This is a genomic window from Nostoc sp. (genome assembly GCF_036917655.1).
Classification (GTDB): domain Bacteria; phylum Cyanobacteriota; class Cyanobacteriia; order Cyanobacteriales; family Nostocaceae; genus Nostoc.
This window is the reverse complement of the sequence record NZ_JBALCY010000004.1, coordinates 1-20,170: the sequence shown is the minus strand read 5'-3', so window position 1 is coordinate 20,170 and position 20,170 is coordinate 1. Positions and strand designations below refer to the sequence as shown.

Genomic DNA, 20,170 nt, shown 5'->3' with positions numbered 1-20,170 from the left:
TGAGTGCAATTCTGTTCGGTTAAGGCAAAAGACGCGATAAATCGCCGTCTTTACAATAATCAGTCCTTTGTTAGTTAATACGGGAGGTAAATAAAGGTCTGGGAAATTACTGCTGAGGAGTTGCTGGAGCGGTATGCTGATGGGGAACGTAACTTTGCCGGAATCAAATTGGCTCATTATGGACTCTATGGATTTCGTCGCTCCAAATATGGTAGGAAACTTGACCTCGATGGTGTTGTTTTGCGAGATATTAACTTGCGAGGGGCTGATTTGCGTAATGTCTATCTGATTGGAGCCGATTTGACTGGAGCCGATTTGGGTGGTATTTTCTTGGAAAGTTGTTGTTTGGTAGGAGCAATTATCCGCGATGCTAATTTGCGTGCCGCCTGTTTGGATTGGAGCGCTTTCGATAACGCTGACTTGCGAGGAAGTAACTTGGATCACATGAATGCCAATTGTGCTAACTTCCCTGGAGTCCAAATTGGCTCCTTCGAGTACGCTGTTCTAGCTCAAACCTATTTCAAAGGTGCTCATACCGATGACGGTATGATTCGTCGGGGTTCCAATTTGATCTGGCGAACTACCCTGCCCAGTGGGATTGTAGTAGAAGGTCCCCAGTGGGGGAATGGTCGTGATGCCAGATGAGACAAATTCCTTATCTTTTGCTGCGAAAATAATCAGAAATGTCAACTTTAATTGGCAGCGATCGCATCAAAATTACCATTAGGGACTGACAAATAAAAAAATACTCAACTACTTCTTGTGGGGTGGGCGTCTCGCCCGCACGTAGAGAAGGGCGGACAAGATGTCCACCCCACAAGATTGGATAATTTATTTCTTGGAAGTCCCTTAAACAAGTAGGTATCGTCCCCAGCCTAAATATTCAACCCAATTAAATATTATCTGTTGCCTCAATCAAAGCACTACGAATTCCTGGTTCACTCATCGAATGCCCAGCATCAGGAACCACTATAAATTCGGCTTCCGGCCAAGCCCGATGTAATTCCCAAGCTGATATCATTGGGCAGACTACATCATAGCGTCCTTGAACAATTACAGCCGGAATATGGCGAATACGGTGTACATTTAAGAGTAATTGATCTTCAGTTTCCAAAAATCCCTTATTCATAAAGTAATGGCATTCAATACGTGCGAAAGCTGAAGCAAATTCACTCTCGCCAAACTTTTGCATAAGTTCTGGGTCTAAAAACAGTCTACTGGTACTACCTTCCCAAATTGACCAAGCACGCGCTGCTGTTAATTGAATTTCTAAATCTGGATCGGTCAAACGTTTGTAATATGCTGCGATCAGATCATCACGTTCATCTATGGGAATTGGTTTAAGATATTCTTCCCAAGCATCAGGAAAAATATAGCTAGCACCCTCTTGGTAGAACCATCGCAACTCTTTTTGTCTCAGCATAAAGATACCACGCAGAATTAGCCGCGTGCATCGAGAGGGATGGGTTTGACTGTAGGCTAATGATAAAGTGCTACCCCAACTACCACCGAAGACCGCCCACTTTTCTATACCTAAATGTTGGCGCAGTTTTTCGATATCACTGACTAAATCCCAAGTGGTGTTTTCTCGTAATTCAGCATGAGGCGTACTTTGACCACAACCGCGCTGGTCAAACATCACTAACCGCCATTTTTCTGGGTGGAAATATTGCCGATAAAAAGCTGGACATCCACCACCAGGACCTCCATGCAGCAAAACGATGGGTTGACCTTGGGGGTTCCCTGACTCTTCAAAATGAATGGTATGAAGGTCGGAAACCTTTAAAATACCTTCTAAGTAAGGCTCAATCGCTGGGTAAAGTTTTCGCATTTTGCATATTTTATCAGTAATGTTGTCATTGCGATCGCTTGTCTTTGTGAAACAACTTCAGTCTCTTCACGTCAGTAGAATCAGATACTATTTATATAAAAGCTGCGTACTATTCCTGTCAAGGAATCCTAACAGATGTGTCCAGTCGGTGTTCGTACTAGTCACTCAACTCATGCCTTAGAAATCGGCTTGGCAAAGCTCATCCTGATATTGGTAGGAGTCAACCAATATCAGGATGAGCAAATACCCTGTTTGCGTTACTCAGCACTAGATTGCCAGGGTTTAAGAGAAGCATTAAACGCCGCAACTCAGGGATTTCCGCAACAAGTCGATGTAATGCAAAAGCCAAAAAAAAACTGTATCGCTGATCATCAATAGTGGCAATGACTACCTGATTGGATTAAAAGAAAATCAACCGACACTCTATAAAATGGCTCAAACCCAACCACAACACGATACTCTACTCAGCAGTGCCACAACTGTAGAGAATGTTCATTCTCGACTAGTCCAACGTGAGTGCAAGGTTTTTGCTGCCGCCCTTGAACAGAGCAATTCTTCAGCTAAATATTAGAAGCCATAGTTTCTCAGGGTAAACGCACAGGATTTACAAAAACCCTGATGGATAAGGATTTTGAGTCTTAACGTTTGATCGCCTTAAACCGTTCTTGCGCCGCCTGAAACGCTTCTTGCATCACCAACTGAATTTTTTGGGGATCGGGTTTCTTACCTCCCATTAAATCACCAAAGTAAACGCAAGCTGCTTCCCCTAGTGCCCAGGTATAGGCGGCTGCCCAAGAGGCTGCGATCGCACTCCCAAAACCTGGTATAAATTTAATTAACTCCCGTGCAATAGCCTGTGCTAAAAAACCACCTGCGATCGCACTCACAACCCCTCCCGCCTGAGATGGCGTAAGTGTCTGCCCATATAATTTACCCAACAGACCCACCATTGATACTTGCAAGGCAGTGAGTACGGGCATTGTGGCAAATGGCAGAGGTACAGCGGCGAGGGTGGCAGACATAATCGCAAATGGCAAAATATAACGGCGGGCAGCATCCCGGTAAAGATTGCCAAGTTGCTTACCAGTTTCTTCCCGATCCAATAGCTGATAAATCGCTTGGGCTTCGGCTTCTGGGAGTAATTCTGCCAGGGAATCTCTCAGGGCTTCTAAGCCATAAAATACCGGAGTGTAACCATCTTCTTCTAGGGTAAAGTCAATTAATACAGAGCGGTCAGTTATTTCTGCGAAGGCTTGCTGCATTGCGGCAAATGCGCGGTTGACTTCCTGATAATCTGGCGGATAGGCGGGATGATCGGCGGTATCGGCAGGATAAACCTCATGCAAGCAGGTAACTACCAGCAGACAGGGAATATTTGGATATTGCTGGCGCAACTGTTGAGCAATTTGTCGTAGCGTGTCAGTTGCAAAATCATTAATTTTAACTGTCAGAAGGAGGATTCTGGCGGAACGAGTATCCTGTTCTAAATCGCCAACTAACTCCTGAATAATTACCTGAGTATCTTGTTTAACATCACCCAGTCCCACCGTATCAGTAAAAATCAGTAACGGCAGGTCATTGGAAGGATAAGCATAGCGCTGGGTGTGTTGCGTGTGGGGACGAAATCCCTGACCGATAATCTCGGCAGATACTCCTGTCAATCCCCGAACAATTGAACTTTTTCCAGCTTGGGGTTTACCAATCACCAGGGCTTCTGTGGTTGGCAGTTCGGCTCGGATTTTGTCTAGAATCTCTGCAACTTGGGTTTCGCTCACACTAAACCATTCAACAACTGTTTGTGCCAGTTGTTCTACGGGTAAGAGTTGCGTTAAGCGTGTTGTTGTGTTGTTCCAGACACCAGCAATGCGGTTTGTCCAGGAATTATCGACCGACTTGGTGGTGGCTCCATCGGTCGGTTTACTTAATTGCTGAGAATCATCTTGCTCAGTCATTCCCATGAAAACGGTAGATAAAATTCAAACTACATCCTGTCTATATTTATCGTACTGTCAAACTTGGTTCAGTTTGCCTCAATTTACTCATCCTAAAGTTCAGTTTCTTCGCCCGATGGTTTCTCTTTAACACGCTCTTTCCAGTATCCCGGTTCGCGGCTACAGTGCATCACCGCCAAAATCAAAACCTAATCTTCCTCAATGGTGTATAAAATTCCATAGGGAAATTTGCGCGTTAGACATCGACGAATGTCTTCGTCAACAACAGCCCAGCGAGTCGGTGACTGAATGATTCGGAAAATAGCATCCTCAACCGCATTAATAAATGCTTGTGCTAATTCAACCCGACGGTCTGCGTAAAACTTGACCGCTTCGCCGTATTCATTTAATGCTGTTGGGTGAAAAACGTATTTCATTACTCCAAAAGTTGTCTCACCCTAGCTAACGCTTCCTCTCCAGAAATGGGTGGAACTGTACCGCTTCGGACTTCATCTCTACGCTTTTTGGCTTCATCTGTCCACAGCATTTGAAGTGTTTCGTCTACATCAAATTCAAGACTTTCAACCAGCTTTTCTGCCAACAATGCTCTTGATGCACTGGGCAAAGCTAAGGCTTCTTTCATGATTTGCTCAACAGATGCCATAATTCCTGAAAGCATAGGGACTATCCAGAGTCTATCAGGAAATCAGTAAACATGGCACAACACTAAAGTTATGGAAAGCCTCTCGGACGCTTCCCTATATCATTTTGACTCAATCAAATCAACGATCGCTTTCACCAATGCATCTGGATCTACTGGTTTAGAAATATGCATTTGAAATCCTGCTGCTAGTGCTTGCTGCTGATTCATTTCCCCTGCATAAGCCGTCAGAGCGATCGCAGGTACTAATCCTCCTTGTTGAGGCGATCGCGCCCTCACTTCCCGCATCAGCATATAACCGTCTGTCTTTGGCATTCCAATATCGCTAATTAAAACATCTGGTATCGACTCAGACAGCGCTTGTAATGCCTCCTGTGCTGATGCTACTGCGGTTACTTCCCCACCGTAGTCTTGCAAAATAAAGCTAACTAAGTCACGAATATCGGGTTCATCGTCTACCACCAAAATTTGAGTGTTTGAGAGGAGCGAGGATTCCGGCTCACAATCTAAAGACTCATTCTCTTCACGCCGAACATGTTCACTTCTGACTAAAAGGGGTAGCTCAACACTGAAAGTAGTACCCGATTCTTCTCCAGGACTTTCGGCTTGAACTTTTCCCCCATGCATCTCTACAACTTTACGCACGATCGCTAATCCTAAACCTAATCCACCAAATGTGCGGGTAGTTGTACTATCCGCTTGGCGAAAGTAATCAAACAAATAAGGCAAAAAGTCTGCGCTAATTCCCTTACCTGTATCGCTGACCTGAATTTGAGCTTGATTCCCAGCTTCTACTAATCGAATTTCTACCCGTCCTCCTGTTGGTGTAAATTTTACCGCATTGGAAAGGAGATTCCACACAACTTGCTGAAGCCGATTTGGGTCGCCCATCACTTCTGGCAAAGTGCGATCAAATATCGTCTGAATTTGAATTGACTTAGCTTGTGCTGCTAGTTGTACTGTCTCTAGTGCTGCTTCAATCACCATTCCCAAGCTTACCGGACAGATATTCAAGTTTAATTTTCCTTGGAGGATGCGAGATACATCCAATAAATCTTCAATTAGCTGGGTTTGTAAATTGGCGTTGCGTTCAATGGTTTCCAAGGCGTGGTTAGTGGTTTTTTCATCAAACTTGCGAGTCCGCAGCATTTTCGACCACCCCAGAACGGAGTTGAGTGGGGTTCGCAGTTCATGGGAGAGAACCCCCAAAAATTCACTTTTGATTTTGTTGGCGATTTCTGCTTGTTGGCGTGCTGTTCTTTCTCGTTCGAGGAGGCGGAAGCATTCTTTCTCAGCTGATTTGCGCTCGGTAATATCCAGTACAAAAGCAACACCATTATCCTTGGAGTCATTCAGCAAGGCTATTCCCAATACAATTGGTACTCGCTTCCCGTTGGGGTGGAGGTACTCTTTCTCATAAATTCTGGAAACTCCAGTGGTTTGCACCTCCAATAGGGCGCGATCGTCTAAATGCTTATACTCGACAGGAGTAAGTTCTCTCCAATTAAATCTATCTAAGGTGGCAAACTGATCACGAGTGTAGCCAGCTAGTTGCAGAAAGGCATCATTGGCATCAACAATAAAGCCATCCACATTCCAAAAAGCGACCCCGATTAGGTTAGATTCAAACAACCGCCGAAATCGCGCTTCACTTTCACGTAATGACTTTTCTGCCCGTTTGTGTTCCGTAATATCGCGACTAACAGTAATTACGCTGAGTTGTTAGTTCGCGAGCCCTTTCTTCTGCCTGCTTGCACACAGTAGTTTCCATACAAACGCCGGTCATTCGCACCGCTTGTCCCTGCTCGTCATAGGTAATTTTTCCCTTGGCAGAAATCCAATGTACACTTTGGTCTAATCGAACTATGCGAAATTCATCGTTGTAGTCAGTCTTGTGTCGTAAAGCCTGGGCAATAACTTGCATTACAGATTGTCTGTCTTCACGATAAACGCACTTCAGAAACGCCTCATAAGTGCCGTCAAAACTACCTGGAAGCAGACCAAAAAGTACTTCATGATTTTCAGACCAGATGACTTGATTGGTAACAATATTCCAATCCCACAAGCCCATCTGCGAAGCATCGAGAGCTAGCCTGAGCCGTTCTTCACTCTCCCTCAAAGAGACTTCTAGCTGCTGTCGCTGTGCAATTTCTTGTTGGAGTTGCTGTAAAGTCACTCCCACATCTGTTGGCATGAACGCTGTGGATGTCCTCTCTTCAAGATGCCATTCAATGTCATACTCGATAACTTGAATCTGGGGATTATGTGTTGCTATTGCCAGCCTTGTTTCTAGTTTTCGTAATTGCTTCTCAAGCGCTGCTTGCCTTTGTTGATAAGATATTTCTGATTGCTCTAACTCAGCTACATGCTGCCGCAAAACTGCTAATTCATCAGTGACTTTAAAATTAATTTTATCCACATTTGGCATCTTGTACACCGCTCATAACTAAACAATACCGATTTGAAGAGTAGGCATCCCCTAGTTTTAGCAGTATGGATTTTTAAGCTTAAAAATGCAATCCATCAAAAGGCACATAGGAGTTTTAGGCAAAAGACATCTTCTAACATTAAGAGCGATGTCTAACGACAAGATGCTTTGCATCCAGCAGTGATTTAGTAATCACTCATCTCTTCAGACGCATGAAACCCGCACCAATCAATAATCCCACAACCTGCCCCCAGAAGACAACACCCGATTGATTTACGCCAACAGGAGGAATATTTAAACTACCGATACCATAAAATAATTGTTGCACAAACCACCAAAATATATAGAAAAAGGCTGGAAGTTCGATAGGGATATACAAGACTATTAGCGGCAAAATTGTGTCAATTTTAGCTTTAGGAAACTTCATAACATATGCTCCTAAAATAGCTGCGATCGCGCCATTCGCCCCAATCAATGGTATTGTCAAACTCGGTTCAGTCAGAATTTGGACTAACCCTGTCATCACCCCAGCAGCCAGATAAAATCCAAGATAGCGTCTATGTCCCAGAATATTTTCGACAGTCTTACCAAAAACCCACAAAAATAGCAGATTTCCCAATATTTGACTAAAGCTGCCGTGCAGAAATATCCCAAAAAGTAGTGAAAATGTTCGCCACAATACAACTATCCAAGCAGCAGAGTTGTTGAAGAAGAGTGCATTTGTAATTGCCCCACTAATCTGCGCTGGAATCACACCCCAACTATTGACAAAATAGCCCAATTCACCACTAAATTCTAGTTGAAGTTCCCATAAAAATACAGCAAGATTAATGCCAATCAGCCAGTAATTAATAATGGGCTTACTCCGACAACGTATATTATCACTAATAGGAATCATATAAATTTGTCATTAGTCATTTGTCATTGGTCATTAGTTATTAGTTATTCTCCCCCCACTCCCCACTCCCCATTCCCCACTCCCCACTCCCCATTCCCTCATTCCCTCTTAACGTGTGGCAAGATTGAAATCAGATCGCATCGCACTTAACTAGGCAAACGAGATGCTGGGAAACACACTTGTTGGAAGATACCAAATTATTAGTAACTTGGGAGGTGGGGGTTTTGGTGAAACTTTTGTGGCTTATGATACTCAATTACCCGGATCACCTCAATGTGTCGTCAAGAAACTCAAACCCCAGGCAAGTGATCCGGTAACTTTGGAGACGGCTAGGCGTTTATTTGATACAGAAGCACAAGTTCTGTATAAATTAGGAACTCACGATCGCATTCCCCAACTTTTAGCTTACTTTGAGGAGAATGCCGAATTTTATCTTGTACAAGAATTGATCGAAGGTCATGACTTGAGTCAAGAATTAACACCAGGTAAAACCCTCAGTCAAGAGCAAGTAATTTCACTTTTACAAGAACTTTTGACAATTTTAGAATTTGTCCATCAACAGAATGTAATTCACCGTGATGTCAATCCCCGAAATATTCTCAGACGCCAACCAGATGGCAAATTAATTTTAATTGATTTTGGTGCAGTTAAACAAATTGCTACTCAAGTTATTGTTCCCCAAGGTCAAACGCAAGCTACTGTTGCTATAGGTACGCCTGGATATATTCCTGGAGAACAAGCTCATGGTACGCCAAAATTAAGCAGTGATATCTATGCTGCGGGAATAATTGCTATTCAAGCTCTGACTGGATTATCTCCAGAGGAAATAGTAAAAGATGCCGATACTAATGAAATTATCTGGCATAATCAAGCTACGGTAACGCCAGAATTTGCTCAATTCTTAGATAAAATGGTCTGCTACGACTTTCGGCAACGCTATCCTTCGGCAACGTTAGCATTACAAGCGCTGAAAGAGTTAACACAGCCACCCGCCCAGACAATAGCTTTAACTCCTATTTCTCCACCAAAGAATATAAACAAACCTCAACCGAAAAAAGGTATATTGGGTAAAATTTTACTAGTGATATTTTTCCTTGGTGTTAGTGGAGTCGCATCAATATTTATTCTGAATCACATTAATTCAAATAATGCCATTGAATTATCTAAAGAAGGAAATACATTTTTTGATTTGCAACGCTATCAAGATGCGCTAGAAGTATATGAAAAAGCAGTTAATATTAGACCAGATTATGCTCAAGGCTGGAATGGTCAAGGCAAAACGCTGTATAAATTAAAAAAATCTAAAGAAGCATTAGCTGCGTATGATAGAGCAATTCAAATTCAGCCAGATTATTTTGAAGCTTGGAGTGGACGAGGCTTTGTATTGGCAAATCTACAGCGATATCAAGAAGCGATCGCCTCTTTTGACAAAGCCTTAGAATTAAATAATGATAACTCAGAAGTCTGGAACGCTAAAGGTGAAGCTTTCAGTAATTTAAATCAATATGACCAAGCAATTAAATCTTATGAAAAAGCGATTGAACTCAAACCAGATAATTACGAAGCTTGGTACAAAAAAGGATTAGCTTTGCAGAATTCTAAGCGATATGAAGAAGCGATCGTAGCCTACCAAAAAGTTGCTGATTTAAAACCAGACTATGAACAAGCTTGGTATAATTGGGGAAATTCCCTAGTCAACTTGCGACGTTATCGAGATGCGTTTACAGCTTATGATAAAGCTGTGCAATACCAGCCAAATTATTATCAAGCTTGGTTGGCGAGAAGTAATATTCTCTTGAATTTACAACGTTATCCAGAAGCGATTGAATCTTTTAATCAAGTAATTAAATACAATCCTAGTAACTATCAAGCATGGTATAATCTGGGCTGGTCGCTGCATCAAACCCAACGCTATGAAGAAGCAATAAAATCTTATAATAAAGCAGCAACAATTAAGCGAAATGACTATCAACTATGGTATAACTTGGGGAATTCACAATACATTTTGCAGAAATACGAAGATGCGATCGCATCTTATAATAAGGCAGTTCGTTATAAACCAGACCATTCCGAAAGCTGGTATAACAGAGGCAATGCCCTATTAAATTTGAAGCGCTATCAGGATGCGATCGCTTCTTACGATCAAGCAATAAAATACAAGCCTAATTACCAACAAGCAATAGACGCCCGGAATCAAGCCCAAATTCAACTGCAAGGCGGAAAATCACAGCCTATAATCGTGCCAACTATCCCAGTTCCTAATCCGACAAATCCACCGCAGACGACACCCTAGTACATTAACAATTCGGAATTCCAAATTCCGAATTGTTAACAACACTGCTTATAGCCAATAATTAGAATTTTAGTTGATTTTAAAGAATACTTTTAAATAAAAATTATAATACACGATGTTACTATAAATTTCTTGATTATTTTATCAAAAGCTGTGAGCATCGGTAATTTCTTGGGCAATCTAAAGATAACCTAGAATTTCTTCTTACCGAACTATGTGATTAAGGAGCTAACCCTTGATACAACAAAACTCCAGCCTATCGGCATCTGACAGAGGAAATCATCCCTCGCGAAATTTACTGATTCGATTTATTCTTGGCGGCACCACTCTTGTAGTAAGTATTTCTGCTTATTTCAGCTATCAAGCCGCTAGAAATATGATGCTCAAAGATTTGAGACACAGCGCTTTTTTAGAGGTACAGAGAGGGAGTGCTGAAATTGAGGAGTGGTTAGACATTCGCCAAGTTGAAGTCCAAACCCTGGCTAATACTTCAACTGTCCGCTCCTTAAACTGGTCAGTGGCAGACCCCTATTTAAAGGCAGAAGTTAAGCGGATCAATGAATTTTTCCTTTTCCAAATAGCTAACCCAGATGGTTCATATTCCAATACAAAAGTTGGTCGAACAAATAAAAATATTCAGGATCGAGAGTACTTTCAAAAAGCAATTGCAGGAAAGAGCAACATTTCCGATCCGTTTATTAGCCGTTCTACAGGAATTCCTTTAATTGCGATCGCCACCCCGATCTGGTCAAATTCTGCTAGCAGTAGTTCACCGATCGGGGCCTTCCAAGGTAATGTGAGAGTCGATCACATTGGAGAGGTTGTTAACTCGCTGCAATATGGCACGAACAGCTATGCTTTTGCTCTCAATTCCCAAGGACAGGCGATCGTGCATCCCAAATCGGCGTTAATGTCAACCTTAGAAAAACCTGCACCCAGCCTGCTGAAAATTGGCGATCGCAATTTAAATGCGATCGCACAGCGGATGGTAAACAAACAACAGGGAATTGAGTTAATGGAAATTGACGGCACTAAAAAATATGTAGCTTATCTGCCGTTGCAAGTCGCTAATTGGTCTGTGGCTTTGGTGATTCCCCGCCAAAATATCGAATCTCGATTGCAATTCCTCGATTTGATCGCCTTAATTGTCGGTGGACTGACTGTTACCATGATTACTGTCTTGTGGCAGGTGCAAGCATTTGAACAAGGTGAACTGAAAAAGTCTAAAGCTGCGGCTGATACAGCCAACCATGCTAAAAGCGAATTTTTAGCCAACATGAGTCATGAACTACGAACGCCCTTGAATGGCATTCTTGGTTGTGCCCAAATTTTGCTGCGTTCTTCAGCTTTACCTAAGCAAGAGCAATATCACGTCAATATTATTGAACAATGCGGCTCTCATCTGCTGACTTTAATTAATGATATTTTGGATCTCTCCAAAATTGAGGCGAAAAAGCTAGAACTGCATCCTTATGATGTGCATTTACCATCTTTTCTTCAAGGGATTGTCGAAATATGCCATATTCGGGCAAAACAAAAGGGCATTTTGTTTGTCTATAAACCCGCGATCAACTTGCCTACAGGGGTTAATCTTGATGTCAAAAGATTACGTCAGGTACTATTGAATCTGTTGGGAAATGCCATCAAATTTACAGATGAAGGTCAGGTTACTTTTAATATTGAAGTAATCGATCAACCTCCCAGTGATCGGCAAACAGTGAAACATCGCCTTCGCTATACCGTAGAAGACACGGGAATTGGTATAACTCCCGCAGATTTGAGCAAAATTTTCTTGCCATTTGAACAAGTAGGTGAGAAAAAGCGCCAAGTTGAAGGCACAGGGCTGGGTTTAGCTATTACTCAGCAGTTAGTAGAGATGATGGGTAGCGATATCCATGTTAACAGTCAGATCGGTCAGGGGAGTAGCTTCTGGTTTGAATTGGAGATTGCCGAAGCGACTGACTGGGTACAATCTGCGATGACTGCATCAGAGAAACAAATCATTGGCTTTGAGGGTAGCCCCTACACCATCCTGATGGTTGACGATCGCTGGGAGAATCGCACAGTGATTACAAACTTACTGCAACCACTGGGTTTTAATGTAGTTGAAGCCAGCAATGGTAAAGAAGGTTTAGAAATAGCGATCGCCCTCAAGCCAGACTTAATCATCACAGATTTACTGATGCCAGAAATGGATGGGTTTGAATTAATTAAACACCTACGCCACACTCCAGACATTCAGGATGTCAAGATTATCGTCTCTTCCGCTAGTGTCTTTGAAGCCGATCAACAGCGCAGTCTGCAAGCTGGAGGTAACGACTTCCTCACCAAACCTATACAGGTAGATGAATTATTACATCAACTAGAACGCTACTTAAATTTGGTATGGATTTACAAGCAATCTCAACCTGATGGAGAAAAAGCTAAAAAAGCAACGACAGCAAATAGCCAACCTGCTCAATTAACCCCTCCTTCCCCCGAAGTGTTGCAGGAACTAGTCACCTTAGTCAGTAAAGGTAACTTCAATGCCATTCTCAAGTGGGCCGATCATCTAGAGGAAACAGACACAACCTTCACACCATTTGCTAACGAACTACGGCAACTAGCAAGGCAATTTGATGAAGATTTAATCCTTAGTTTCTTGACTCAATATGTGGTGGAAACAGTATGAAAACGACTATTGAAGACCAAAAAAATTCTATCAATTACGCTCCTTCTAGGGGAATTGTTTTAGTCGTTGACGATAACCCTGCCAATTTACAAGTTTTATCCAGCTTTCTGGATCAGTCTAGCTTTGAAGTTTGGGCAGCACGCAGCGGTGAAAAAGCCCTTCAGCGATTAGAAAATGATGATTTACCTGATTTAATCTTGCTAGATGTGATGATGCCCGGTATGGATGGTTTTGAAACCTGTAAACAGCTAAAAAGCAATCCTCGTGTCCAAGATATTCCAGTCATTTTTATGACAGCATTATCAGAAACTGCTGATAAAGTCAAAGGTTTGCAATTGGGAGCAGTAGACTACATTACCAAACCTTTTCAGCATGAAGAAGTCTTAGTGCGGATCGAAAATCACCTCAAGCTGAGAAATTTGACGAAAACCCTGATTGCTAAAAATGCCGAATTACAACAAACTCAAACTCAACTGATTCAAGCAGAAAAGGTAGCAGCTTTAGGTCAACTGACAGCAGGAATTGCTCATGAAGTTAATAATCCCATCAATTTTATAGCTGGCAACTTAAAATTTGTTGAACAGTATGTACAGGAGGTAGTTACTTTACTACATCTGTATCAAAAATATCTGCCCGATCCACCAGATGAAATTCAAACCGCAATTAAAAAAAGCGATCTCAACTTTTTGTTAGATGATTTATCTAAAATTATTCAATCTATGCAACTTGGTACAGATCGCGTTACAGAAATTGTGTCATATTTAAACAATTTTTCCCGACACAGAGAAGCTGGTAAGAAACTAGCTAACTTGCATGAAGGGTTAGAAAGTACATTACTCATTCTCGGACATCGGTTTAAAGGAAATGCTCATTACCCAGGCATCAAATTAGTCAAAGAATATGGAGAATTGCCACTTGTTGAGTGTTTCCCAGGCGAAATTAATCAGGTTTTTATGAATTTAATTTGTAATGCGATCGATGCAATTGAAGAAACATATAAAAATAAAGACATTGATATAATTTATCAACATCATGGTTTGATTAAAATTAAAACTGAGGCAATTGGAGAGCAAGTTATTTTAAGAGTTGCCGACAATGGCTCAGGTATAAACAAAGCAGACCAAACAAAAGTATTCGATGCCTTTTACACAACAAAACCCGTCGGTAAAGGAACAGGGCTTGGTCTGTCTATTGCTTACCAAATTGTGGTTAATAATCATCACGGCAAGCTCACATACCATTCCAAACCAGGTGAAGGCATAGAGTTTATCATTGAACTACCCATCCGATAAATGAGAATTTGCAAACTCAATAAAAAAATATTCCTTCTTTATATACTAGAGCATTGATTCAGTAATCAAGGTTAGGGTAGGCTAAAACTGACAACGGTTTTCAATTGAATAGACCACACACGTAGGGGCACAATATATTGTGCCCCTACTCGCATTTTAAAATTGCTGTATATAACAAGTCCATTTATCTAAAAATTGCTGTAACTACCGAATATTAACTTCTTGCAGGTAATTGACTCCGTGAAGATATTCAATCCTAGTGACTGAGTTTTTAGGGACGGATGAATTTGTTCTTTTTGCAAAAGCTACCTTTTGATTGTCAGGCAGCACACGTTGTTTTTGAGTATACTCATTCAATTTGACTTGAGCTTGAGCATAAACTAGAGTATCGTTGGGAATATTTCGGAGAAATTTTAGAGCCAGTTCAAAATCACCAATATATGCTTGTTTATAGGCTTTCTGTAAAAAGTAGGCTGCTCTAATCTGCCGCTTTCGATTGTACTCAGCCAACTTGTCTTGAACTAAAGCACCAGCATGACTTTCTTGAGGAATTTGACGCAGATATTGTAATGCAGCAGAAAAATCTTTTCTCTCGGCTTTTTCGTAAGCTTTTGCTAATAAATCTTGCGTCTGTGCTTCAATATTGACGGATGCTTGCCGAGCTAGGTTATTTGTTTTAGATTGCCAATATAAAATATTTGGAACTTTAGCAGCAGCATGAAGAACATCTGACCATCTGCTCTCATGAAAAGCTGTTTGAGCTATTTGGTATTGCTGTGCAGCTACTTGCCATTGCTCTTGCCATTCTTCAATTGTGGCTTGCGCTTCTGGATAAACATTACTGTGGGAGGGAATTGATTTAACAAGTGCGATCGCCTCTTGCAAATCCCCTGCTTGATATTCTTGTGTTGCTTTATATAAAGTATCTGTTTCTGAGTATGCAGGTGAAGTATTAACTAAAGAGTAAACACCAAATCCCATCAACAAAGAATTAGCCGCCAGTCCGACTTTCATTCCTGTGAATAACGGCGATAATTTTCCAGATGTAGGATTTTGATAATTATCATCTTCAACCGCCACTTCTAGGGCAAATTGATCATCTGCTTCTAATATTTGTGATGGCTGAGTTTCCCAGATTATTTGTTTGAGTACCCGCAATACCTCACCCGCAGACTGAAAGCGGTTTTGGGAATCGTAGCGGATCATTTGGCTGAGAACAGCAGCTAGATAATCGTTAACTGGCGTGTTTTGAGAACGCCAAAAAATTTCATTAGTATAAGGATCAGCTTTTAATTGTAATGGTTCTAACCCTGTTAAAGCCTGAATGGCAATCATCCCCAAAGCATAAATATCACTGTTGGGCTGTGTTTCTCCAATAAATTGCTCTGGCGGTATATACCCCAATGAAGTGACGGGAATTCTATAAATGGGCAATTCCGCACCTATGCCAAAATCAATAGACTGGATTGAACCAAAGTCAATCAAAACTAACTTGCAATCGCTATTACGTCTGATCAAGTTTTCCGGTTTGATATCGCAATGAATAACGCCTTGAGAGTGAACAAATTCTAGAATACCTAAGACATCTATCAGGAATTCTACAACTTCGCTTTCACTCCACAGACATCCCCACTGTTGCTCGATGGGCAATTCCGCAGTCAGTGCATGTCCTTCAATACACTCTTGGACTAAATAAAATCGCTCGTTTTCTTCAAAGCAGGCGATGAATTCAGGAATTTGGTGATGGCTTCCCAGAAGCTTGAGGGTTTGGGTTTCAGTCAGAAACAGTAATCTCAGCATCTCCAAGTAGCCGGATTCGGAACTGCTAACTTTAATCTGCTTAACAACGCATTTGGGATTCTGTGGATAATCTACGTCTACAGCAATGTATGTTTGTCCAAACACCCCTGCACCCAGGCTTTGGACAATTTGGTAACGCCCTTGTAGTAATTTACCGATTATGTGGTGGGTCATGACCTGGTTACTCAGTAAGTTCTTTTATTTAGTTTTTCGGGCATTCCCACCTGTTTCCGGATTACTTGAAGAATAGATTTCCAGAACTTTAATACTAAAATACAAACTTGATTTATTTCAGTACTTTTACTTAAAAAATTTGAATAACAAGACTCCCGGCTTCTCTAAGAAATCGGGAATCTAAGCCGGAGTTTTGTCTGTTTATAAGGATTCAACCTTATAATAATGAATAAAATATAAAAATCGTGTAAATTCTATATAAACTTTATGTATTTGCACTTATGAGAGCGCGTCTAATAGTATCATGCTACTAACAGTGTTAGTCAATGTTAATACAGAATTTCCAGTGCCAAAATAACCCTATCCAAAGATTTTTCACTATGCTCAATCACACTTAGGGACTGACAAAAAATAAATTATCCAAAATTATTTGTACATTTGTAGGGGATCTTGTCCTTCATTGGTGTCAACTTAAGTGAAAAGCCTTTCTAGAACAAGCTTTTAGAGCTTGTCTCGTTCCCAGTCTCAGACTGGGAATGCCTAATGAGAGGCTTTGCCTCTTAACTTGCGGGAGAGCCGCAATGAAAAAGCATTTCCAGCCAGAGGCTGAAAACGAGGTTTTAAAGGTGTTTGGGCTTAAGTTGATATGCATGAAGGCCTTGCGCCCCGGAGATGGGATGTTTTTTTAACTGGAAGTCCCTTATGCAGAGCAAGTGCATAAGAGTGAAAAGCAGTGATTGCATAGGAAAAAGTTTTGTGGATTTTACCTAAACAGTTTAAATTTAGAGGGGTATCCAATGAAAAAGTGTTACAAATTGGCAATTACGGCTGCTGTTGTTGGATTCGGATTAGGAACGCTAAATGCAGCGCAAGCAGCAACTTTTACTGTAAATGCATCAGATGAAGGTTGGTGGGCTGCTGAAGGCGGACTTAATGTGTCTAATTCTAACGATAATACCAACTACGTAACTGGAAATATCCGCGGAACAGATTTGCGTGACTTTTTTACATTCAATCTTGGTAATACAGCAAAAGTCTCCTCAGCAACTCTGCAAATTCAACGATTTGATGGTTCAGAAAATGGAACAAAAACTCTAGGTTTTTTTGATGTTTCAACACCTGCTAATGTACTAAGCAAGAAAGTTAATAGCCCCAATAACACTATTTATAGTGATTTGGGAAGTGGTAAAAATTATGGAACTTTTAAGGTCAGTAGTTCTGGCGATTCAGACCAAATTCTAAGTTTTGTTCTCAACTCTAAGGCCATTGCAGATATTAACACCAGAAAGGGGCAGTTTTTCTCAATTGGAGGTGCGCTTCAGGGTGATCTTGAAGAGGATTATCTCTTCTCCGGTAGTGGTAATGGTTCGTTAGCTAAACTTGTGATTGATAATACCCATTTAGCCACCGATCCAGAACAACATGTGATTGATAATACCCATTTAGCCACCGTTGTTCCAGAACCTCATACCCTTGGCGGGATAGTGGTTGCTGGTGTTGCAGGTTTGTGGTTAAAGCGCAAACGAAAAGCGTCCATAACTGGATAGACTAATTTAGTTTGGTGTCTATCCAACAGACTATTTCTAATTTCCTAGAAATATTTTAATGCTCTTGCTTTTTTGCAAGAGCATTTCTGAAACTAATTTATAAAAAGTTTATAGTTAGGGAGATTCTTCTTTGCTCTCTTGTTCCTCCATCGCCTCACTTTTATCTGTTAACGGCTTAACTACTCGCGCGATCGCTTCTTGAATAAAAGCCTTGATAAATTCATCTCTGCGATTAATTTGAAACTGTCGCTGGACAACTTCCGTCATCCCACCATCACCCCAATCTTGGTCATGACGAAAATATTCAATAAAACTTTTACCAGCAATTCGCGTTAAATAAGCTGCTGTCACGCCTTGAATTGCTCTACCAATAATAAAGGTGGCAACATTGAGTTGCAAAGCTGTAGAAAGTAATTGAATTGCTCCCTTAACAATACCTAAACTGGCGATGGTTTTTGCTAAAGAAAGGGCTAGCTCTCGTCCCCGTTCCATATTCAATTCACAGCCGTAGACTCTGCCAATTTCCACAACCATTTGAGCATTAACGGCGGCTGTCGCTAGTAAATCTACCACTGGTATAGGCGTGACTGATACTACACCAGCACCAATCCATTGAAACCGTTCCACAATTTTGTCAGCTTGACGGCGACGCTGGCCATCGATGAGTTTTCGCGCCTCGTCTCCCAATCGCAGAGATTGCAAGAGAATGTTATCTGCTACTAAATCTTCGCCCTCAGCCCGTAAAACAGCAGCCGTGCGCCGCAGCAAAGGCACAATATCCGGTTCCGGCTGGAAAGTTTCGCCAGTTTCTAGTTGTGCAGATTGGGGATTAGCAGCGATCGCCACTACATCATTAGTAGCAATAAATCCCCGTACCCGTTGACGCAATCTAGCGAGGATGGCTTCTTTATCTTCATCTGTATATAAATCAGTTTTGTTCAGCACCAGGAGCGATCGCTTACCAATTTCTGCCAACCCCCGCAGTGGCTCATATTCTGAGCGCCGTAAGTCATTATCCACCACAAATAACAGTAAATCTGCTTCTGTTGCCAGTTCTCGCGCCATTTGTTCCCGTTCCGTTCCCGCCACCCCTGCTTCTAAAATCCCTGGCGTATCCGTAATTAAAATTTTGCGTTCTAATCCCTTCAACCGCAGACAATAAGTTTCTCCAACCTGGGTTGTACCCATTGGTGCATCCACTTGACCGACCATGCGTCCCATAATCGCATTAACTAGGGAAGTTTTACCAGCACTCCCTGTACCAAATACCACTACTTGAATTTCACCCCTTGCTAAATTCGCTTCAATCTCTCGTGATCGACTTAATAAAGCCTGGCGTGCTACTTCATCTTGAATCTGCCCTACCTGTTGCCGCACAGCTTGGAGAGTTGTAGAAGCAGCGTCAGATTTAGCAGCAGGAATTTGCGCCGCAGTCACTCGCTTCGGGTTGCGGCGCGATCGCTTTTCTCCAGATTGAATTACCAATACATAATAGACAAAAGCAGCAACCAACGCTCCGATGAGGACAATCAGCAGCAACAGCAGCAAATTGCCTAGCAACGGCGAATAGGACAATTGCCAATAGAGGCGCGATAGGGAATCAATTAGCCATAGGGCTAGCCCCAAAATGACGATTAGACCAACAATCAGCGTTACTATGCGTGACAGAGGCATGGTTGGGAAAGATTAGTGGGTATTCAGTAGGCAGATGCTTCTGATCTTAATAGTTTCAGTATTTTTTACCAGAGTGCTAGGAAGGAGCTTTTGAGGATAATTAGAAAACTGAGTAGGAGCGATCGCTCTGCCCATCGCAGGTATCACTGTGTCGATTTCTCATCCTTGAGCTAGTAGCTTTTGAAATTTTATTCATTCATTATGAAGTTCGTGTGTTTTAATTTTTTAGTAGACTTACGAAAGTCCGCCTACACAAAAGACTTCAAGTCAGTTTTGGCAAGCTTTTTGAGAACAAAGGGAAAAACAAACTTATGGGACTTTTCGATCAAATTCTTGGTGCTGTCACTAATCCCAATCAACAGGGCAGCTTAGGGCAACTGGGAAGTATTATTAACACTGTACAGCAGTTGAGCGATCGCACTGGCGCAGACCCGTCTACCATTCAATCAGTCTTGTCAATTGTGGGTGGTCAAGTGCGTTCTGCTTTACAAGACAAGCAAGCCACAGATGGTAATGAAGCCACACAAACTCTAGTGAATCAATATGCTGGGACTTCACCTAACCCCCAAGCCGTCGATTCGCTGTTTTCTCCTGACGTACAACAGCAGGTAGCTGAAGTTGCTGCCCAGCGCACTGGATTGGATGCTGGTATAGTTCAACAATTGCTACCTTTAGCAGTACCTTTGGTGCTGAATTTTTTGCAATCAGGTGCAAACGCTCAAAATCCCCAAGCTGGCGGAAATCCTGTACTGAATTCTTTCTTGGATGCTGACGGCGATGGTGATGTCGATATCGCTGATGCCATCCAAATGGCTAGTCGATACATGAAACAGTAATACTTTTCCCCACTCCTAACTCCTAACTCCTAACTCCCCACTCCCCACTCCCCACTCCCCACTCCCCACTCCCCACTCCCCACTCCCCACTCCCCACTCCCCACTCCCCACTCCCCACTCCCCACTCCCCACTC

At 41.9% G+C, this 20,170-nt stretch carries 15 protein-coding genes and 1 pseudogene; 8 read left to right on the top strand and 8 right to left on the bottom strand.

Translation table 11 applies throughout. The features are described 5' to 3' along the window. The first annotated feature begins 120 nt into the window (after positions 1–120). Entirely contained in the window at positions 121–645 is a 525-nt protein-coding gene (locus V7K30_RS02895) for a pentapeptide repeat-containing protein (RefSeq protein WP_334996931.1), read from the top strand. A gap of 247 nt (positions 646–892) precedes the next feature. Here the strand turns inward: V7K30_RS02895 and pip are convergent, their stop codons facing one another. Continuing rightward, positions 893–1,831: a prolyl aminopeptidase gene (pip, locus tag V7K30_RS02890; protein ID WP_334996929.1), complete on the bottom strand. Its 939-nt coding sequence runs from the start codon at positions 1,829–1,831 to the stop codon at positions 893–895. Positions 1,832–1,966: 135 nt separating this feature from the next. Between pip and V7K30_RS02885 the strand changes: the two genes are divergently transcribed. Together V7K30_RS02885 and V7K30_RS02880 are read left to right on the top strand one after the other, a co-directional pair. Further along, entirely contained in the window at positions 1,967–2,209 is a 243-nt protein-coding gene (locus tag V7K30_RS02885; RefSeq protein WP_334996927.1) for a hypothetical protein, read from the top strand. Positions 2,210–2,261: 52 nt separating this feature from the next. Beyond that, a complete protein-coding gene (locus V7K30_RS02880) occupies positions 2,262–2,402 on the top strand; it encodes a hypothetical protein (RefSeq protein WP_334996925.1) in 141 nt (46 codons plus the stop codon). Positions 2,403–2,469: 67 nt separating this feature from the next. Here the strand turns inward: V7K30_RS02880 and V7K30_RS02875 are convergent, their stop codons facing one another. From V7K30_RS02875 to V7K30_RS02850, 5 genes and pseudogenes are all read right to left on the bottom strand, one after another. Continuing rightward, positions 2,470–3,783, bottom strand: coding sequence for a GTPase family protein (locus V7K30_RS02875; protein WP_334996923.1), 1,314 nt, complete (start codon positions 3,781–3,783; stop codon positions 2,470–2,472). A gap of 188 nt (positions 3,784–3,971) precedes the next feature. Then, positions 3,972–4,199, bottom strand: a complete 228-nt coding sequence (locus V7K30_RS02870) for a type II toxin-antitoxin system RelE/ParE family toxin (protein ID WP_334996921.1) — start codon at positions 4,197–4,199, stop codon at positions 3,972–3,974. Continuing rightward, positions 4,199–4,426: an addiction module protein gene (locus tag V7K30_RS02865; RefSeq protein WP_334997109.1), complete on the bottom strand. Its 228-nt coding sequence runs from the start codon at positions 4,424–4,426 to the stop codon at positions 4,199–4,201. Before V7K30_RS02865 ends, V7K30_RS02870 begins: the two co-directional genes overlap by 1 nt. Positions 4,427–4,525: 99 nt before the next feature. Further along, positions 4,526–6,851, bottom strand: a pseudogene (locus V7K30_RS02860) (hybrid sensor histidine kinase/response regulator). A gap of 196 nt (positions 6,852–7,047) precedes the next feature. Next, on the bottom strand, positions 7,048–7,749 hold the full coding sequence (locus V7K30_RS02850; protein ID WP_334996915.1) for a rhomboid family intramembrane serine protease: 702 nt from the start codon (positions 7,747–7,749) through the stop codon (positions 7,048–7,050). A gap of 163 nt (positions 7,750–7,912) precedes the next feature. On the opposite strand from V7K30_RS02850, the gene V7K30_RS02845 reads away from it, so the two are divergent. The 3 genes from V7K30_RS02845 (at position 7,913) to V7K30_RS02835 (ending at position 14,005) form a co-directional block, all read left to right on the top strand. Further along, positions 7,913–10,042: a tetratricopeptide repeat protein gene (locus V7K30_RS02845; protein WP_334996913.1), complete on the top strand. Its 2,130-nt coding sequence runs from the start codon at positions 7,913–7,915 to the stop codon at positions 10,040–10,042. Between the two features lie 235 nt (positions 10,043–10,277). After that, positions 10,278–12,713, top strand: a complete 2,436-nt coding sequence (locus V7K30_RS02840) for a hybrid sensor histidine kinase/response regulator (RefSeq protein ID WP_334996911.1) — start codon at positions 10,278–10,280, stop codon at positions 12,711–12,713. Then, positions 12,710–14,005, top strand: coding sequence for a hybrid sensor histidine kinase/response regulator (locus tag V7K30_RS02835; RefSeq protein ID WP_334996909.1), 1,296 nt, complete (start codon positions 12,710–12,712; stop codon positions 14,003–14,005). The genes V7K30_RS02840 and V7K30_RS02835 overlap by 4 nt, the downstream gene beginning before the upstream one ends. Before the next feature lie 204 nt (positions 14,006–14,209). On the opposite strand, the gene V7K30_RS02830 is transcribed toward V7K30_RS02835, so the two are convergent. Continuing rightward, positions 14,210–15,979 carry a serine/threonine-protein kinase gene (locus V7K30_RS02830; protein ID WP_334996907.1) on the bottom strand — a complete coding sequence of 590 codons (1,770 nt, stop codon included), beginning with the start codon at positions 15,977–15,979 and terminating at the stop codon, positions 14,210–14,212. 815 nt (positions 15,980–16,794) lie between these two features. Here V7K30_RS02830 and V7K30_RS02825 point away from each other — a divergent pair. Next, on the top strand, positions 16,795–17,526 hold the full coding sequence (locus V7K30_RS02825) for a PEP-CTERM sorting domain-containing protein (RefSeq protein ID WP_334996904.1): 732 nt from the start codon (positions 16,795–16,797) through the stop codon (positions 17,524–17,526). A gap of 114 nt (positions 17,527–17,640) precedes the next feature. On the opposite strand, the gene V7K30_RS02820 is transcribed toward V7K30_RS02825, so the two are convergent. Further along, positions 17,641–19,200, bottom strand: a complete 1,560-nt coding sequence (locus tag V7K30_RS02820; RefSeq protein WP_334996902.1) for a YcjF family protein — start codon at positions 19,198–19,200, stop codon at positions 17,641–17,643. A 311-nt stretch (positions 19,201–19,511) separates the two neighbouring features. Between V7K30_RS02820 and V7K30_RS02815 the strand changes: the two genes are divergently transcribed. Continuing rightward, positions 19,512–20,036, top strand: a complete 525-nt coding sequence (locus V7K30_RS02815; RefSeq protein ID WP_334996901.1) for a DUF937 domain-containing protein — start codon at positions 19,512–19,514, stop codon at positions 20,034–20,036. The last annotated feature ends 134 nt before the right edge of the window (positions 20,037–20,170 follow it).

Bases quoted from the DNA above. Each gene is read 5' to 3' on its own strand.
- pip (WP_334996929.1), bottom strand. From the start codon at position 1,831: ATGCGAAAACTTTACCCAGCGATTGAGCCTTACTTAGAAGGTATTTTA.
- V7K30_RS02885 (WP_334996927.1), top strand. From the start codon at position 1,967: ATGTGTCCAGTCGGTGTTCGTACTAGTCACTCAACTCATGCCTTAGAA.
- V7K30_RS02880 (WP_334996925.1), top strand. From the start codon at position 2,262: ATGGCTCAAACCCAACCACAACACGATACTCTACTCAGCAGTGCCACA.
- V7K30_RS02875 (WP_334996923.1), bottom strand. From the start codon at position 3,783: ATGACTGAGCAAGATGATTCTCAGCAATTAAGTAAACCGACCGATGGA.
- V7K30_RS02870 (WP_334996921.1), bottom strand. From the start codon at position 4,199: ATGAAATACGTTTTTCACCCAACAGCATTAAATGAATACGGCGAAGCG.
- V7K30_RS02865 (WP_334997109.1), bottom strand. From the start codon at position 4,426: ATGGCATCTGTTGAGCAAATCATGAAAGAAGCCTTAGCTTTGCCCAGT.
- V7K30_RS02850 (WP_334996915.1), bottom strand. From the start codon at position 7,749: ATGATTCCTATTAGTGATAATATACGTTGTCGGAGTAAGCCCATTATT.
- V7K30_RS02845 (WP_334996913.1), top strand. From the start codon at position 7,913: ATGCTGGGAAACACACTTGTTGGAAGATACCAAATTATTAGTAACTTG.
- V7K30_RS02835 (WP_334996909.1), top strand. From the start codon at position 12,710: ATGAAAACGACTATTGAAGACCAAAAAAATTCTATCAATTACGCTCCT.
- V7K30_RS02830 (WP_334996907.1), bottom strand. From the start codon at position 15,979: ATGACCCACCACATAATCGGTAAATTACTACAAGGGCGTTACCAAATT.
- V7K30_RS02820 (WP_334996902.1), bottom strand. From the start codon at position 19,200: ATGCCTCTGTCACGCATAGTAACGCTGATTGTTGGTCTAATCGTCATT.
- V7K30_RS02815 (WP_334996901.1), top strand. From the start codon at position 19,512: ATGGGACTTTTCGATCAAATTCTTGGTGCTGTCACTAATCCCAATCAA.